This window comes from Thalassotalea sp. G2M2-11 (assembly GCF_017168195.1).
Lineage (GTDB): Bacteria > Pseudomonadota > Gammaproteobacteria > Enterobacterales > Alteromonadaceae > Thalassotalea_E.
In genome coordinates, this window is the sequence record NZ_JADNYL010000001.1 from 402,374 (window position 1) to 415,781 (window position 13,408).

19 protein-coding genes are annotated in these 13,408 nt (G+C 40.7%); 16 read left to right on the forward strand and 3 right to left on the reverse strand.

Translation table 11 applies throughout. The features are described 5' to 3' along the window. The first annotated feature begins 10 nt into the window (after positions 1 to 10). The 16 genes from rplE to IV514_RS01815 all read left to right on the forward strand — a co-directional run bounded on the left by rplE (position 11) and on the right by IV514_RS01815 (position 8,820). A complete protein-coding gene (gene rplE / locus IV514_RS01740) occupies positions 11 to 550 on the forward strand; it encodes a 50S ribosomal protein L5 (protein ID WP_074496188.1) in 540 nt (179 codons plus the stop codon). An 11-nt stretch (positions 551 to 561) separates the two neighbouring features. Beyond that, entirely contained in the window at positions 562 to 867 is a 306-nt protein-coding gene (gene rpsN / locus IV514_RS01745) for a 30S ribosomal protein S14 (protein WP_130603174.1), read from the forward strand. A 13-nt stretch (positions 868 to 880) separates the two neighbouring features. Then, positions 881 to 1,276, forward strand: a complete 396-nt coding sequence (gene rpsH / locus IV514_RS01750; protein WP_206483189.1) for a 30S ribosomal protein S8 — start codon at positions 881 to 883, stop codon at positions 1,274 to 1,276. Positions 1,277 to 1,286: 10 nt separating this feature from the next. After that, entirely contained in the window at positions 1,287 to 1,820 is a 534-nt protein-coding gene (gene rplF, locus IV514_RS01755; protein ID WP_206483190.1) for a 50S ribosomal protein L6, read from the forward strand. Between the two features lie 9 nt (positions 1,821 to 1,829). Further along, the gene (gene rplR, locus IV514_RS01760) at positions 1,830 to 2,183 is read left to right on the forward strand and encodes a 50S ribosomal protein L18 (protein WP_206483191.1); all 354 of its coding nucleotides are present in this window, start codon (positions 1,830 to 1,832) and stop codon (positions 2,181 to 2,183) included. Between the two features lie 9 nt (positions 2,184 to 2,192). Next, the gene (gene rpsE / locus IV514_RS01765; RefSeq protein WP_206483192.1) at positions 2,193 to 2,702 is read left to right on the forward strand and encodes a 30S ribosomal protein S5; all 510 of its coding nucleotides are present in this window, start codon (positions 2,193 to 2,195) and stop codon (positions 2,700 to 2,702) included. Between the two features lie 6 nt (positions 2,703 to 2,708). After that, positions 2,709 to 2,888 (forward strand): 50S ribosomal protein L30, encoded by a 180-nt coding sequence (gene rpmD / locus IV514_RS01770; RefSeq protein WP_074496183.1) that lies wholly within the window; start codon positions 2,709 to 2,711, stop codon positions 2,886 to 2,888. 2 nt (positions 2,889 to 2,890) lie between these two features. Continuing rightward, the gene (rplO, locus tag IV514_RS01775; RefSeq protein ID WP_206483193.1) at positions 2,891 to 3,325 is read left to right on the forward strand and encodes a 50S ribosomal protein L15; all 435 of its coding nucleotides are present in this window, start codon (positions 2,891 to 2,893) and stop codon (positions 3,323 to 3,325) included. 8 nt (positions 3,326 to 3,333) lie between these two features. Beyond that, positions 3,334 to 4,659, forward strand: coding sequence for a preprotein translocase subunit SecY (gene secY / locus IV514_RS01780; protein WP_206483194.1), 1,326 nt, complete (start codon positions 3,334 to 3,336; stop codon positions 4,657 to 4,659). A 17-nt stretch (positions 4,660 to 4,676) separates the two neighbouring features. Further along, positions 4,677 to 4,790 carry a 50S ribosomal protein L36 gene (gene rpmJ, locus IV514_RS01785; protein WP_009839384.1) on the forward strand — a complete coding sequence of 38 codons (114 nt, stop codon included), beginning with the start codon at positions 4,677 to 4,679 and terminating at the stop codon, positions 4,788 to 4,790. 129 nt (positions 4,791 to 4,919) lie between these two features. After that, positions 4,920 to 5,276: a 30S ribosomal protein S13 gene (rpsM, locus tag IV514_RS01790; RefSeq protein ID WP_206483195.1), complete on the forward strand. Its 357-nt coding sequence runs from the start codon at positions 4,920 to 4,922 to the stop codon at positions 5,274 to 5,276. Between the two features lie 13 nt (positions 5,277 to 5,289). Beyond that, positions 5,290 to 5,679, forward strand: coding sequence for a 30S ribosomal protein S11 (rpsK, locus tag IV514_RS01795; protein ID WP_206483196.1), 390 nt, complete (start codon positions 5,290 to 5,292; stop codon positions 5,677 to 5,679). 21 nt (positions 5,680 to 5,700) lie between these two features. Further along, complete coding sequence (gene rpsD, locus IV514_RS01800) at positions 5,701 to 6,321, forward strand: 30S ribosomal protein S4 (RefSeq protein WP_206483197.1); 621 nt, start codon at positions 5,701 to 5,703, stop codon at positions 6,319 to 6,321. Between the two features lie 24 nt (positions 6,322 to 6,345). Then, positions 6,346 to 7,335, forward strand: a complete 990-nt coding sequence (gene rpoA, locus IV514_RS01805; protein WP_206483198.1) for a DNA-directed RNA polymerase subunit alpha — start codon at positions 6,346 to 6,348, stop codon at positions 7,333 to 7,335. 41 nt (positions 7,336 to 7,376) lie between these two features. After that, on the forward strand, positions 7,377 to 7,784 hold the full coding sequence (gene rplQ / locus IV514_RS01810) for a 50S ribosomal protein L17 (protein WP_206483199.1): 408 nt from the start codon (positions 7,377 to 7,379) through the stop codon (positions 7,782 to 7,784). A gap of 136 nt (positions 7,785 to 7,920) precedes the next feature. After that, positions 7,921 to 8,820: a phosphoribulokinase gene (locus IV514_RS01815; RefSeq protein WP_206483200.1), complete on the forward strand. Its 900-nt coding sequence runs from the start codon at positions 7,921 to 7,923 to the stop codon at positions 8,818 to 8,820. A 196-nt stretch (positions 8,821 to 9,016) separates the two neighbouring features. Here the strand turns inward: IV514_RS01815 and IV514_RS01820 are convergent, their stop codons facing one another. The 3 genes from IV514_RS01820 to IV514_RS01830 form a co-directional block, all read right to left on the reverse strand. Then, a complete protein-coding gene (locus tag IV514_RS01820; RefSeq protein WP_206483201.1) occupies positions 9,017 to 11,959 on the reverse strand; it encodes a TonB-dependent receptor in 2,943 nt (980 codons plus the stop codon). Between the two features lie 314 nt (positions 11,960 to 12,273). Next, the gene (locus IV514_RS01825; RefSeq protein ID WP_206483202.1) at positions 12,274 to 12,678 is read right to left on the reverse strand and encodes an OsmC family protein; all 405 of its coding nucleotides are present in this window, start codon (positions 12,676 to 12,678) and stop codon (positions 12,274 to 12,276) included. A gap of 63 nt (positions 12,679 to 12,741) precedes the next feature. Next, on the reverse strand, positions 12,742 to 13,095 hold the full coding sequence (locus tag IV514_RS01830) for a DUF3802 family protein (protein ID WP_206483203.1): 354 nt from the start codon (positions 13,093 to 13,095) through the stop codon (positions 12,742 to 12,744). Positions 13,096 to 13,408 lie beyond the last annotated feature (313 nt).

Below are 13,408 nucleotides of genomic sequence, written 5' to 3' on the forward strand. Positions count from 1 at the left end.
GGAGTAAACGATGGCGAAACTGCATGATTTTTATAAAGATACAGTTGTAGCTGAGCTTCAAAAGAAGTTTGACTATAAAAGTGTCATGCAAGTCCCTCGGATTGAAAAGATCACCCTTAACATGGGTGTTGGTGAAGCGATTGCCGATAAAAAGGTATTAGAAGCAGCCACGAATGATCTTACTGCAATCTCAGGTCAAAAGCCTCTGATCACTAAAGCACGCAAATCAGTTGCGGGTTTTAAGATTCGTGAAGGCTACCCTATTGGCGCAAAAGTAACTCTACGCGGCGAGCGTATGTGGGAATTTTTAGAGCGTTTAATCTCTATTTCTGTTCCTCGTATTCGCGATTTCCGTGGCTTGAACCCTAAATCGTTCGATGGCCGTGGTAATTACAGCATGGGCGTGAAAGAGCAAATTATCTTCCCAGAAATCGATTATGATAAAATCGATAAGATTCGTGGTATGGATATTACTATCACTACTACTGCGCAATCGAATGAAGAAGGTCATGCTTTGCTTACTGCCTTTAACTTTCCGTTCAAGAAATAAGGTGTAGAGTCATGGCAAAAGCGTCAATGAAAGCTCGTGAAGCAAAACGTACAAAACTAGTAGCTCAGTACGCTGAAAAGCGTCGTGCGTTAAAAGAGATCATCTCAAGTGTAAACTCTTCTGAAGAAGAGCGTTGGGATGCGGTATTGAAACTTCAAAGTTTACCACGTGATTCATCAAGTAGCCGTCAACGTAATCGTTGTAATGTTACTGGTCGTCCACATGGTTACTTACGTAAATTCGGCTTAAGCCGTATTAAGTTGCGTGAAGCAACGATGCGTGGTGAAGTTCCAGGTCTTAAGAAAGCTAGTTGGTAATTCACGGGAGTAAATGGTTATGATGACTGATCCTATCGCGGACATGTTTACACGCATCCGCAACGGTCAAGCTGCAGTAAAAACTGCAGTAACAATGCCATCTTCGAAGGTTAAAGTGGCTATTGCTAACTTACTTAAAGAAGAAGGTTATATTTCAGATTATTCAGTATCAGGTGATGCAAAACCTGAGTTAGCTGTTGAATTGAAATATTTTGAAGGTAAAGAAGTAATTGAAACAATCAAACGTGTTTCACGTCCAGGTTTACGTGTATACAAAGGTCGCGATGAGCTTCCTCAAGTATTAGCGGGCATGGGTATTGCGATTGTTTCTACTTCTAAAGGTTTGATGACAGATCGCGCCGCTCGCACTGCGGGTTTAGGTGGCGAAATCATCGGTTTCGTAGCGTAAGGAGCTTATTATGTCTCGTGTTGCAAAAGCACCCGTAACTGTTCCTGCTGGCGTTACCGCAACGTTGTCAGGTCAAGACATTACAGTAAAAGGTCCAATTGGTGAGCTTTCTCGCACTATCAATGATTTAGTTACAATTTCTCAAGAAGAAAATGTAATTACAACTACAGTGGCAGAAGAAAGCAAAGCAGCTTGGGCACAAGCCGGTACTGCACGTGCTTTAATCAATAATATGGTTGAAGGTGTTAGTAAAGGTTTTACAAAAACATTAGTATTAAACGGTGTTGGTTACCGTGCAAAAGCCGCTGGTAAGAACTTAAACTTATCACTTGGTTTTTCACACCCAGTTGACCACGCGATTCCTGAGGGAATCACTGTTGAAACTCCTAGCCAAACTGAAGTTGTGCTTAAAGGCGCTGACAAGCAGTTGGTAGGTCAAGTCGCAGCGAACATTCGCGCTTATCGTAAGCCAGAGCCTTATAAAGGTAAAGGTATCCGTTATAGCGATGAGTATGTACGCCGTAAAGAAGCTAAGAAAAAGTAGGGTAATACGATGGATAAGAAAACATCTCGTTTACGCCGTGCAAAGCGTGCACGTGCTAAAATCAGCGAGCTGGGTGCGAATCGTTTAGTCGTTCACCGTACTCCTCGCCACATTTACGCGCAATTGATCGCTCCAACTGGATCTGAAGTTATCGCAACAGCGTCTACTTTAGATAAAGAAGTGAAAGCTCAAGTTGAAAAAACCGGTAACGTTGCCGCAGCACAAGCTGTAGGTAAAGCAATCGCTGAACGTGCAAAAGCTAAAGGCATTGAGTCTGTAGCATTTGATCGCTCAGGTTTCCGTTACCATGGTCGCGTTAAAGCGTTAGCAGATGCAGCTCGTGAAGCTGGTCTTCAGTTTTAGGGGTTGATGATGGCTAATCATAATCAAGAAAACTCACAACAAAGTGATATGGCTGAAAAGCTAATCGCCGTTAACCGTGTTTCAAAAGTGGTTAAAGGTGGTCGTATTTTCAGTTTCACCGCATTAACAGTTGTTGGTGACGGTAACGGTCGTGTTGGTTTTGGTTACGGTAAAGCACGTGAAGTGCCTGCTGCTATCCAAAAAGCAATGGAAAAGGCTCGTCGTAACTTAGTAACAGTTGATTTGAAGGGTACTACTCTTCAGCATCCTATCAAGGGTCGTCACTCTGGTTCTAAAGTTTACATGCAGCCTGCTTCTGAAGGTACAGGTATTATTGCCGGTGGTGCGATGCGTGCGGTACTAGAAGTGGCCGGTGTACAGAACGTATTGTCAAAAGCATACGGTTCTACTAACCCAATTAACGTAGTCCGCGCTACTGTTTCAGCGCTAGCGAATATGAAATCGCCAGCAGCTGTAGCAGCTAAACGTGGTAAAAGCGTTGATGAAATCTTGGGGTAATTGAACATGGCTAAAACAGTAAAAGTAACTCAAGTTAAAAGTTCTATTGGTCGTTTACCGAAGCATAGAGCTACATTGAAAGGTCTTGGTTTACGTCGTATCAACCATACAGTGGAGTTAGAAGATACTCCTTCTGTACGTGGTATGATTAATCAAGTACATTACATGATTAAGGTGGAGGATTAATAATGCATTTAAATACTTTATCTCCTGCACCAGGTGCTAAGAAAGCCAAGAAACGCTGTGGTCGTGGTATTGGTTCAGGCTTAGGTAAAACAGGTGGTCGCGGTCACAAAGGTCAGAAGTCACGTTCTGGCGGTAGTGTACGTCCAGGTTTTGAAGGTGGTCAAATGCCTTTGAAACAACGTTTGCCTAAATTTGGTTTCACGTCTCGTAAATCTTTAGTTCGCGCTGAAGTACGTTTACATGAACTAAATAGCATCAATGCAGATGTTGTCGATATTCATGCACTTAAAGACGCAAACCTTATTTCACGTAACATTGAAACGGCAAAAATTATTTTGTCTGGCGAAATCACTCGTCCAATCACTGTACGTGGCTTAAGTATTACTAAAGGTGCTCGTGCGGCTGTTGAAGCTGCCGGTGGAAAAATCGAGGAATAATACAGGTTATGGCTACACCAGGAATGGATAATAAAGGCGCAGGCGGCTTGTCTGAGCTAAAACAAAGATTATGGTTTGTTTTCGGTGCACTAATAGTGTTCCGTTTAGGATCATTCGTGCCAATCCCTGGTATTGACGCCGCTGTATTAGCTCAGTTGTTTGATCAACAAAAGGGTACCATCGTAGAAATGTTTAACATGTTCTCTGGTGGTGCTCTTGAGCGAGCCTCTGTATTGGCGCTAGGTATTATGCCGTACATTTCAGCTTCGATTATTATGCAATTGTTGACGGTGATTCACCCTGCAATGGCAGAATTAAAGAAAGAAGGTGAGGCTGGACGTCGTAAAATCAGTCAATATACCCGCTACGGTACTTTAGTATTAGCAACGGTTCAATCAATAGCAATTGCAAAAAGTTTACCTGGAATGATGCCTGGTCTAGTGATGGACGCAGGTTTTGGTTTCTACTTTGCTGCGGTAGTTTCGCTCGTCACCGGTACCATGTTTTTAATGTGGTTAGGTGAGCAAATTACGGAACGCGGTATTGGTAATGGTATTTCGATTTTGATTTTTGCTGGTATTGTTGCTGGTATGCCATCAGCTGTTGGTCAAACAGCTGAAATGGCGCGTCAAGGTGAATTGCACTTATTAGTATTATTGCTAATTGCAGTCATTGTATTTTCAGTTACATTCTTTGTTGTATTTGTTGAACGTGGTCAACGTCGAATTGTTGTTAACTACGCAAAACGTCAACAAGGACGTAAAGTGTTTGCCGCACAAAGCACACATTTACCATTAAAAGTAAATATGGCTGGTGTTATTCCGCCAATTTTTGCTTCAAGTATCTTGCTATTCCCTGGTTCAATTGCCAGTTGGTTTGGTCAAGGTGATGGTATGGTGGCTGACGTGTTACAGGAATTGTCTATTGCGATTTCTCCTGGCCAACCGCTGTATATGATGTTGTTAACAGCAGCGATAGTATTTTTCTGTTTCTTTTATACGGCATTGGTTTTCAATCCGCGTGAAACAGCAGATAACCTGAAAAAATCTGGTGCGTTTATTCCTGGGATCCGTCCTGGTGAGCAAACGTCTAAGTATATAGATAAAGTGATGACTCGCTTAACCTTAACTGGTGCGTTATATATTACCTTTATCTGTTTGGTTCCTGAATTTATGAGAATGTTCTGGGATGTTCAGTTCTACTTTGGTGGAACATCACTATTGATCATCGTAGTTGTTATCATGGATTTTATGGCTCAAGTACAAACGCATTTGATGTCACATCAATATGACAATGTGCTTAAGAAAGCAAACCTCAAAGGCTACGGTCGTTAGGTTTAACGGAGTATAAAATGAAAGTTCGTGCATCCGTAAAAAAGATTTGTCGTAACTGTAAAGTTGTTAAGCGTGCTGGTGTTGTTCGTGTAATTTGTAGCGAACCAAAGCATAAGCAACGTCAAGGCTAAATCTTTAGCAGTGGCATTATGCGGATATTTCTGTATAATGCCGCTTCGATTTGCAAACAAGTCGCTGGTTGAGTATCCTAACGGGCTTTTCAACCGGTTAATTTTAAATTTTGAATAGGAGATGTGTTAGTGGCCCGTATCGCTGGCATTAACATCCCTGATCGTAAGCATGCAGTAATCGCCATTACTGCGATTTACGGTATCGGTCAAACGCGCGCAAAAGCAATTTGTGCGGCGGCTGGTATCGCTGAATCAACAAAGATCAGTGAATTAGACGAAGCTCAGATTGATGTGCTTCGTGCAGAAGTGGATAAATACACCGTAGAAGGTGATTTACGCCGTGAAGTTTCAATGAACATTAAACGTCTTATGGATTTAGGTTGTTTCCGTGGCATTCGTCACCGTCGCAGTCTTCCTCTACGTGGTCAACGCACTAAAACAAATGCGCGTACCCGTAAAGGTCCTCGTAAGCCAATTAAGAAGTAAGAGGAACTAGACAATGGCTAAAACACCTGTACGTACGCGTAAACGCGTAAAAAAACAAGTTGCTGATGGCATGGCTCATATCCATGCTTCTTTCAACAACACAATCGTAACTCTGACAGACCGTCAAGGTAATGCATTATCTTGGGCGACTGCTGGTGGTTCAGGTTTCCGTGGTTCACGTAAATCTACCCCTTTTGCTGCGCAAGTAGCTGCAGAGCGCGCTGGTAAAGCTGCTCAAGAGTTTGGTTTGAAGAATATTGAAGTGTTCGTTAAGGGCCCAGGTCCAGGTCGTGAATCTGCGATCCGTGCTTTAAATGCTGCTGGTTATAAAATCACCAACATTACTGACGTAACACCGATTCCTCATAATGGTTGTCGTCCTCCTAAGAAACGTCGCGTTTAATAGGATAGTTGGAGAAAGAAAATGGCTAGATATTTAGGTCCTAAGTTAAAGCTTAGCCGCCGTGAAGGAACCGACTTATTCCTTAAAAGCGGTGTTCGAGCAATTGACACTAAATGTAAATTCGAAATGATCCCAGGTCAGCACGGCGCACGTCGCGGTCGTTTATCTGACTATGGTGTTCAACTTCGTGAAAAACAAAAAGTACGTCGTATTTATGGCGTATTAGAGAAGCAATTCCATAACTACTACAAAGAAGCTGCGCGTCTAAAAGGCAATACAGGTGAAAACTTGTTACAACTTTTAGAAGAACGTTTAGATAACGTTGTATACCGCATGGGCTTTGCAAGTACACGTGCAGAAGCTCGTCAGCTTGTAAGTCATAAAGCTATCGTAGTGAATGGAAGAGTTGTTAATATTCCATCTTTCACTGTTAAAGCTGAAGATGTAGTTTCTATTCGTGAGAAATCTAAAACTCAAGCGCGTATTGTTGCTGCTTTAGAATTAGCTGAACAACGTGAGAAACCAGTCTGGGTTGAAGTAGATAATAAGAAAATGGAAGGCGTTTTCAAACGTGTTCCTGATCGTACAGATTTATCTGCCGAAATTAATGAACAGTTGATAGTAGAACTTTACTCTAAGTAAAGTTGAACTTTAAGAGAGGACATAATGCAGGGTTCTGTAACCGAATTCCTAAGACCACGATTGGTTGATGTTGAAACTGTAAGCCCAACGCGCTCAAAAGTTACTTTAGAGCCGTTAGAGCGTGGTTTTGGTCACACTTTAGGTAATGCCTTACGCCGTATTTTATTATCTTCAATGCCAGGTTGTGCGGTAACTGAAGTAGAAATTGATGGTGTATTACATGAGTACAGTAGTAAAGAAGGTGTGCAAGAAGACATCATTGAAATACTGTTAAACCTTAAAGGACTAGCTATTGGTTTAGAAGGAAAAAACGAAGCAGTTTTAACCTTAACTAAGACTGGTGAAGGCCCTGTAACGGCAGCTGATATTCAACATGATGGTGATGTAGAAATTGCAAATCCAGAACATGTGATTTGTCACTTAACAGGTGACGGTTCAATCAGCATGCGTATCAAAGTTGAAACAGGACGTGGTTACGTTCCTGCATCAGCCCGTCGCGAAGCCGAGGAAGAAGAACGTGCAATTGGTCGTTTATTGGTCGATGCTTCTTTCAGCCCTGTAGTAAGAATTGCTTATGACGTTGATTCAGCTCGTGTTGAGCAACGTACTGACTTAGACAAATTAGTCTTAGACATGGAAACTAACGGCACGTTAGATCCAGAAGAAGCGATTCGTCGTGCATCAACCATCTTAGCTGAACAGTTAGATGCGTTTGTTGAATTACGCGATATTACACAAGAAGAGCCGAAAGAAGAGAAACCATTATTTGATCCAATTTTGCTTCGTCCAGTAGATGATCTTGAACTTACTGTTCGTTCAGCTAACTGCTTAAAAGCAGAAGCGATTCAATATATTGGTGATTTAGTACAGCGTGCTGAAGTTGAGCTTCTTAAAACACCTAACTTAGGTAAGAAGTCATTAACTGAAATAAAAGACGTGTTAGCGTCTCGTGGTTTATCTTTAGGTATGCGCCTAGAGAATTGGCCACCAGAAAGCATTGCTGATAACGACTAAGTCGGTCATCATTTTTTAATAGTTGAGATAAGGATTAACTTATGCGTCATCGTAATAGCGGTCGCCAGTTAAACCGTAATAGCAGTCATCGTCAAGCGATGTTCCGCAATATGGCAAGTTCTTTAGTGAAGCACGGTGTTATTAAAACAACTGTTGCTAAAGCTAAAGAATTACGTCGCGTTGTTGAGCCATTAATCACAATGGCCAAAACCGACAGCGTAGCAAACCGCCGTTTGGCTTTTGCACGTACACGTGATCAAGAAGTAGTAGGTATTTTATTCAATGAACTTGGTGAACGTTACCAAGATCGCCCAGGTGGTTATACTCGCATTCTAAAATGCGGCTATCGCACTGGTGATAAAGCGCCTATGGCTTACGTTGAGCTTGTAGACCGTCCAGCAGTTGAAGAAGTTGCTGAAGAAGTTGAAGAAGCAAACGAAGAAGCGTAAATAACACTTTGTTATTTAGTGAAAAAACGGAGCAACTGCTCCGTTTTTTTATGTTTGTCTTTCAACAGAGCTAAAGGCTTGACCAATTAGCTAAATACTCGTATAACATTAGCCTGTCGTCAAAAAGGTCCCAATTATGTCATCGAGAAACCCCATTATCGCTGTTACAGGTTCTTCTGGCGCAGGTACTTCCACCACAACTGAATCATTCGAGCATATTTTTCGTACGCTTGGTATCAATTCTGCCAAAGTTGAGGGTGATAGTTTTCATCGCTTCTCTCGTCAAGAAATGGATCTTGAAAAACGTAAAGCTCGGGAGACGGGACGTAAAATTAGCTACTTCGGTGATGAAGCGAATGACTTTGATGCTTTAGAAAAGTTATTCTGTGATTATTCCGAAACAGGTAAAGGGCAAATGCGTCGTTATTTGCATACCTTTGATGAAGCAGTGCCATACAATCAAATGCCGGGTACTTTTACTCCATGGGAACCCCTAGGGGAGGGGACCGATCTTTTATTCTATGAGGGACTCCACGGCGGCGTAGTCACCGAAAATAACAATGTGGCCCAACACGTAGATTTACTCATCGGCATGGTACCAATTGTTAACTTAGAATGGATACAAAAAATTATTCGTGATACCAATCAACGTGGCCACAGCCGAGAGGCAGTTACGGCCAGTATCGTTAAAAGTATGGAAGATTATATCTCATTTATTACCCCACAATTTTCACGCACCCACATTAACTTTCAACGTGTGCCTACAGTAGATACTTCTAACCCTTTTAGCGCAAAAGCGATTCCTACCTTAGATGAAAGCTTTGTGGTAATACGCTTTCGTGAGGTTAACAATGTCGACTTTCCTTATTACCTCAGCATGATTGAAGGATCTTTCATGTCACGCATGAATACCTTAGTGGTGCCAGGTGGTAAAATGGGCTTAGCAATGGAGCTTATTCTCACCCCTTTAATTAAAGAATTAATGGACAAGAAAAACCAAGCAAATAAGCAATTAGATTGGATGAGTGGCTTTTAGCCGCTCGCTTGATATTATTCGTTAAAGTCCCTGCCTGTATTTTACAGAAACTTCACTTATTCACTGCTTCTAATACGCTATTAGTATTAACTAAACGCATCGCTACAGTTGAATGGTTTCATTCGTATTATCTTGTTTAACCAATAAAAAAGCCTCCATATGGAGGCTTTTAATCAAACGATTAATCGTTTAATACTTAGAATGCGAAACGTGCACTCAGTTGTACGTAACGAGGAGTTTGGAACGCTAATGGGCGACCAAATGTACGACTATTAATTACACCAAAGTTTTCTTCAGCTGTCTCTTCAACACGTGTATAAGTATCAGCATTTAACACGTTAAATACGTCAATTTTAAACATCGCATCAGCACCCATAATTTCAGTGTTGTACATCATGTTTAAATCTAAACGAGCTTGCCATGGTAAACGTCCCATAGAGCCACGATTAGTTTTAGTGTATTCACACGTGCTAGTATCTGATGGATCATCACATGTTGTAAGGTAGTAACCTTCACCGTAATCTAGCTCACCAACGTTAGGATGACCTAAACCGAAGGCATTTAACGGACGACCTGATTCTAAGTTAAAGTTAAAGCCAGCAGTCAAATCTTCAGTGATTGCATAAGTACCGTAAACTTTAAACATATGACGACGGTCATTAGGTAAGTTACCGTATGCACCATCCATTAACTCAGGGAAATCCCAGTCAGTTGTTAAACCAGCATCGTCTTGGCCGTTATCTGATTTAACCATACCTTCAGCATTACCGTAGCTATGTGACCAAGTGTAAGTCGCACTTAATGACCATACGCCATCCCACTGCTTCTTAACATTTAAATCAACCGCGTGATATTTACGAATAGCTTCTGCATAGACTAAATCTTCAGCAGAGAATGTCATCCAGCCATCTGCTTCGCCGTCACAATTAGTATCACCGTAAACTTCCATATCTTTACCAGGGTTACCTAGTACATATTGGTGTGGGTGATAGTCTGCGCCACAGTCATAAGCATGATCGATGATCATATCATCAATGGCACCGTTCATTTCACGGTTAGTGTATTTAACACCGTATGACCAGTCATCGTTGAGCATGGCTTCATAACCGATGATGATTTCATCTTGATACATAGCGTCTAAGTTTTTAGAGACGATAGAACGAGTATCAGGTACAGAACCATCAGAAATTACATCTGTTCTCCACGGTTCGCTAAGTGTCATTTGGTAAATACCGTCAACTTCTGTATAACCTTCTAAGAAATAATAACGACGAGAATCAGCTTCGTTACCAGCTAAACGTACGTTAGTATTACTTGCTACCGGTAAGAAATAACGACCTACGTTAAAGAACGCTTTTGACTCACCGTCGCCATTTACATCCCAAGTTAAACCTAAACGTGGTGCGATCATGTCATCCATTTTCGCAAACGTTTCACCTTCACCATTTTTGTTGTCAAACATTTCACGACGTAAGCCAATGTTTGCTGTTAAGGTTTCTGAGATTGTCCAAGTATCTTCGATGTAGAATGCACCAGCTTCAGTTTCAAAACTACCACCAACAGTTCTTACACGGTCACGTACAACATCTCTGTCATCGTAGCCAAAGTCTGAACCAGGGTAAATAAACCAATAAGCACCATTAGGACCAGAATAACGTTGCTCACTGAATGAAGTGTTAGTCTCGTTATCCATACCAAAGCGAATGATGTGATCATCTAATACCCATTCAAAGTCGACACGAAATGCTTCACGTGTATCATCACCTACTTCAACAAAATAGTCATCAAACGTACTACAACCTGTTAAATAACGATCTGGTACTGGCTGGTCACCATCCGCACCGAAGTAAAAACGGCGATCCATTACTAGTTCACAGCTATCCGCTGTATTTGATAATGATGTACGGTTATATTCGTTTTCACCGTATAACACAGTCATCGATAAATCTTCAGTTAAATAGCCTGTGTATTTAATTGACCAGTTATCACCACCTGACAAATCATTTGTCGTAGAGGCATATTCTGCGTTGCCATTGTTATTACGATAAGTGTTAATTGCTTGAGTGTTGTCATCAGAGAAAGCTAAAAACTCTAAACGATGATCTTCTGTGATGTTCCAGTCAATTTTGGCACCCCAGAATGCATCATCCTGTTCATATTTAGATAGATCGCCATTTGATTCAAATCTATCAAATTCGCTATCGATATTTTTTGGGTTATAAATTACATAATAGAATAATGTATCTTCTATGATAGCACCTGACGCCCATATGTTAGCTTGTGTGCTAGAGCGCGTGTCATTATCACGATATGATAACCAAGTACCATCGTTTGCGCGTACAGAAGGAGATGTTTCACGTAAGCCTTCTGGTTGAACAAAAATGCTTGCACCAAATTCAAAATCATTCGAACCAGATTTAGTTACCGCATTGATAACACCACCTGTTGAACGACCAAACTCTGCAGAGTAACCACCAGTTTTCACTTGGAATTGGTCATAAAATTCATATGGTACGTTTGAGAAACCTAAACCGTTACGGAAGTTAGTAACGTTAAGGCCGTTAATGTACATTTGGTTTTCAGCAACAGATGCACCACCGAATGACGCAGAAGAACCAAAACGGCTGTCACCACGAGTTGTACCTGGTGCTAATAAAGCAACAGATGTAACATCACGAGGAACAGGAATACGCTCTAATTCAACTGAGCTAATGTTTAACGCTGATTCTGAAGACGTTACGTCGATAGTAGCAATGGCAGAACCACGTACTTCGATAACTTCAGTATTATCAGAAGAAACCATGGTAATGTTTACATTGGTGTCACCACCGATACCAACATTAACAGTACCTAATGAAACTTCACCATAACCGTTATAGTTTGATGTAACACTATAAACACCAACTGGTAAGCCACTTAAACGGAATGAACCGTCAGCGTCAGATGTTAACGTTTTGGTGAAACCTGTTTTAGTATTTCTAATTGTTACTGTTGCACCGCTGATAACGTTACTTGTAACAGCATCGAGAACTTTACCCGATAAACCACCGTCGTTGTTACCGGCAAAAGCAGTATTTGCACTTAGGGCTAGGGCAGCAGTAACTGCACCTGCAATAAGTGACTGTTTAATATTTTTCATATTTATTTCTCTCTGGACTTACGTTTATTGTTTTTTTCATTCATACAATGTGTGTAAAAATGTTACAAAAAGTAACATCACACTGATTTTGCATAGTTTGAAAATATTTTCAAGTTATTTCATTACAATTTTTTGATCTGCAGGGCTTACCAATAAAGGGGGGAACTATTGTATGACATAGCCATCAGGCAGCATTCTTATTGGTGTTGATAGCTGGAAAGTAATGTTTGCAGTACGGGAAAAATAGCAATGAATGGGCTAAACAACATATTGATACATTTACGAACATTATGTTGTTTAGTCGTAGTTTCTACTTAAGGTGTGTTAATTGAAAAATCATGGCTGATGTTGACGGCTTTGTTAAGCATCAGTGCCACCGAGCAGTATTTGTCAGCAGATAATGCAACCGCCCTTGCTACATGTTTTTCTGAGACATTTTCACCAGTGATGACAAAGTGTAAATGTATATCGGAAAATAGTTTAGGTACAGTGTCCACACGAGTTCCAGAAATCTCTACAGTACAACCAGTAATGTTTTGTCGTGCTTTTTGTAAGATGCTAACAACATCTACCGATGAGCAGCCACCAAGTGAAATCAATATATTCTCTAGTGGGCTAGGTGCAAGTTTACCAGCATTAGCATCTAACACTACGGTATGCCCGCTCTCTGAAATACCTGCGAACATCTCTTCGCCGATCCATTTAACTTGTGATTTCATATTTTCCTCAAAGCAAAAAGGAGGATAATAACTGACTAAAGTGGAGAAGACTAGTGAGTGAGGTTAGCTGAGGACACCTGAATGTATTTCGGTATCAAACAAGTTTTTAATTAATAAGGTAAACTCTTTAATAAAGGCTTTTTGTTCGGTGGTTGCGGGATTATTGATAACGCCTGAAAGGATTTCTTCAAGATCAGATACCATGGCATCTACTTCACGAATTATAGTGTTGCGCTGGTTAAAGCTAAGTTGTTCATTTTGGCTACAGACGATAATAACTTGTTCTGTTAATTCTTGTTCAATGACTTCCATTACCGTTACGTTATCGCTGGCTTGAGCCGCTTTATTTTCAAACAAGCTTAAATGTTCGGTTAAGTATTCAATGATATGAACATAACCCTCGGTGTCGGTAACCATAGTAAACCTTTAGTTATTGCTGTTCATTTAATACTACTCTCTCTTTGTAAAAACAATCAAGTTTTGTCTAATAAAATAAGCTCGGGGATATGGGTAAAACAAGAAGGGTGAATGAATGGCTGTAGGTATATTGTCGTACATTGTGTGTCTATTTGTAACCAAATGTGTGTAAAAAAATGCGTACAAAAGAGTGTTTTCTTTTGTTAAGTTGTTGATTTAAAGGTGATTGTTTGTGCTGCTTGTTAGTGCTTAATATGTTTCTCAGATCATGTAACTTCACTTGATAATATTTCAAAATGAGGCAGAATCAACG

Coding starts and splice junctions, on each gene's coding strand:
- rplE (WP_074496188.1), top strand. CDS start 11: ATGGCGAAACTGCATGATTTTTATAAAGATACAGTTGTAGCTGAGCTT.
- rpsN (WP_130603174.1), top strand. CDS start 562: ATGGCAAAAGCGTCAATGAAAGCTCGTGAAGCAAAACGTACAAAACTA.
- rpsH (WP_206483189.1), top strand. CDS start 881: ATGGTTATGATGACTGATCCTATCGCGGACATGTTTACACGCATCCGC.
- rplF (WP_206483190.1), top strand. CDS start 1,287: ATGTCTCGTGTTGCAAAAGCACCCGTAACTGTTCCTGCTGGCGTTACC.
- rplR (WP_206483191.1), top strand. CDS start 1,830: ATGGATAAGAAAACATCTCGTTTACGCCGTGCAAAGCGTGCACGTGCT.
- rpsE (WP_206483192.1), top strand. CDS start 2,193: ATGGCTAATCATAATCAAGAAAACTCACAACAAAGTGATATGGCTGAA.
- rpmD (WP_074496183.1), top strand. CDS start 2,709: ATGGCTAAAACAGTAAAAGTAACTCAAGTTAAAAGTTCTATTGGTCGT.
- rplO (WP_206483193.1), top strand. CDS start 2,891: ATGCATTTAAATACTTTATCTCCTGCACCAGGTGCTAAGAAAGCCAAG.
- secY (WP_206483194.1), top strand. CDS start 3,334: ATGGCTACACCAGGAATGGATAATAAAGGCGCAGGCGGCTTGTCTGAG.
- rpmJ (WP_009839384.1), top strand. CDS start 4,677: ATGAAAGTTCGTGCATCCGTAAAAAAGATTTGTCGTAACTGTAAAGTT.
- rpsK (WP_206483196.1), top strand. CDS start 5,290: ATGGCTAAAACACCTGTACGTACGCGTAAACGCGTAAAAAAACAAGTT.
- rpsD (WP_206483197.1), top strand. CDS start 5,701: ATGGCTAGATATTTAGGTCCTAAGTTAAAGCTTAGCCGCCGTGAAGGA.
- rpoA (WP_206483198.1), top strand. CDS start 6,346: ATGCAGGGTTCTGTAACCGAATTCCTAAGACCACGATTGGTTGATGTT.
- rplQ (WP_206483199.1), top strand. CDS start 7,377: ATGCGTCATCGTAATAGCGGTCGCCAGTTAAACCGTAATAGCAGTCAT.
- IV514_RS01815 (WP_206483200.1), top strand. CDS start 7,921: ATGTCATCGAGAAACCCCATTATCGCTGTTACAGGTTCTTCTGGCGCA.
- IV514_RS01820 (WP_206483201.1), bottom strand. CDS start 11,959: ATGAAAAATATTAAACAGTCACTTATTGCAGGTGCAGTTACTGCTGCC.
- IV514_RS01825 (WP_206483202.1), bottom strand. CDS start 12,678: ATGAAATCACAAGTTAAATGGATCGGCGAAGAGATGTTCGCAGGTATT.
- IV514_RS01830 (WP_206483203.1), bottom strand. CDS start 13,095: ATGGTTACCGACACCGAGGGTTATGTTCATATCATTGAATACTTAACC.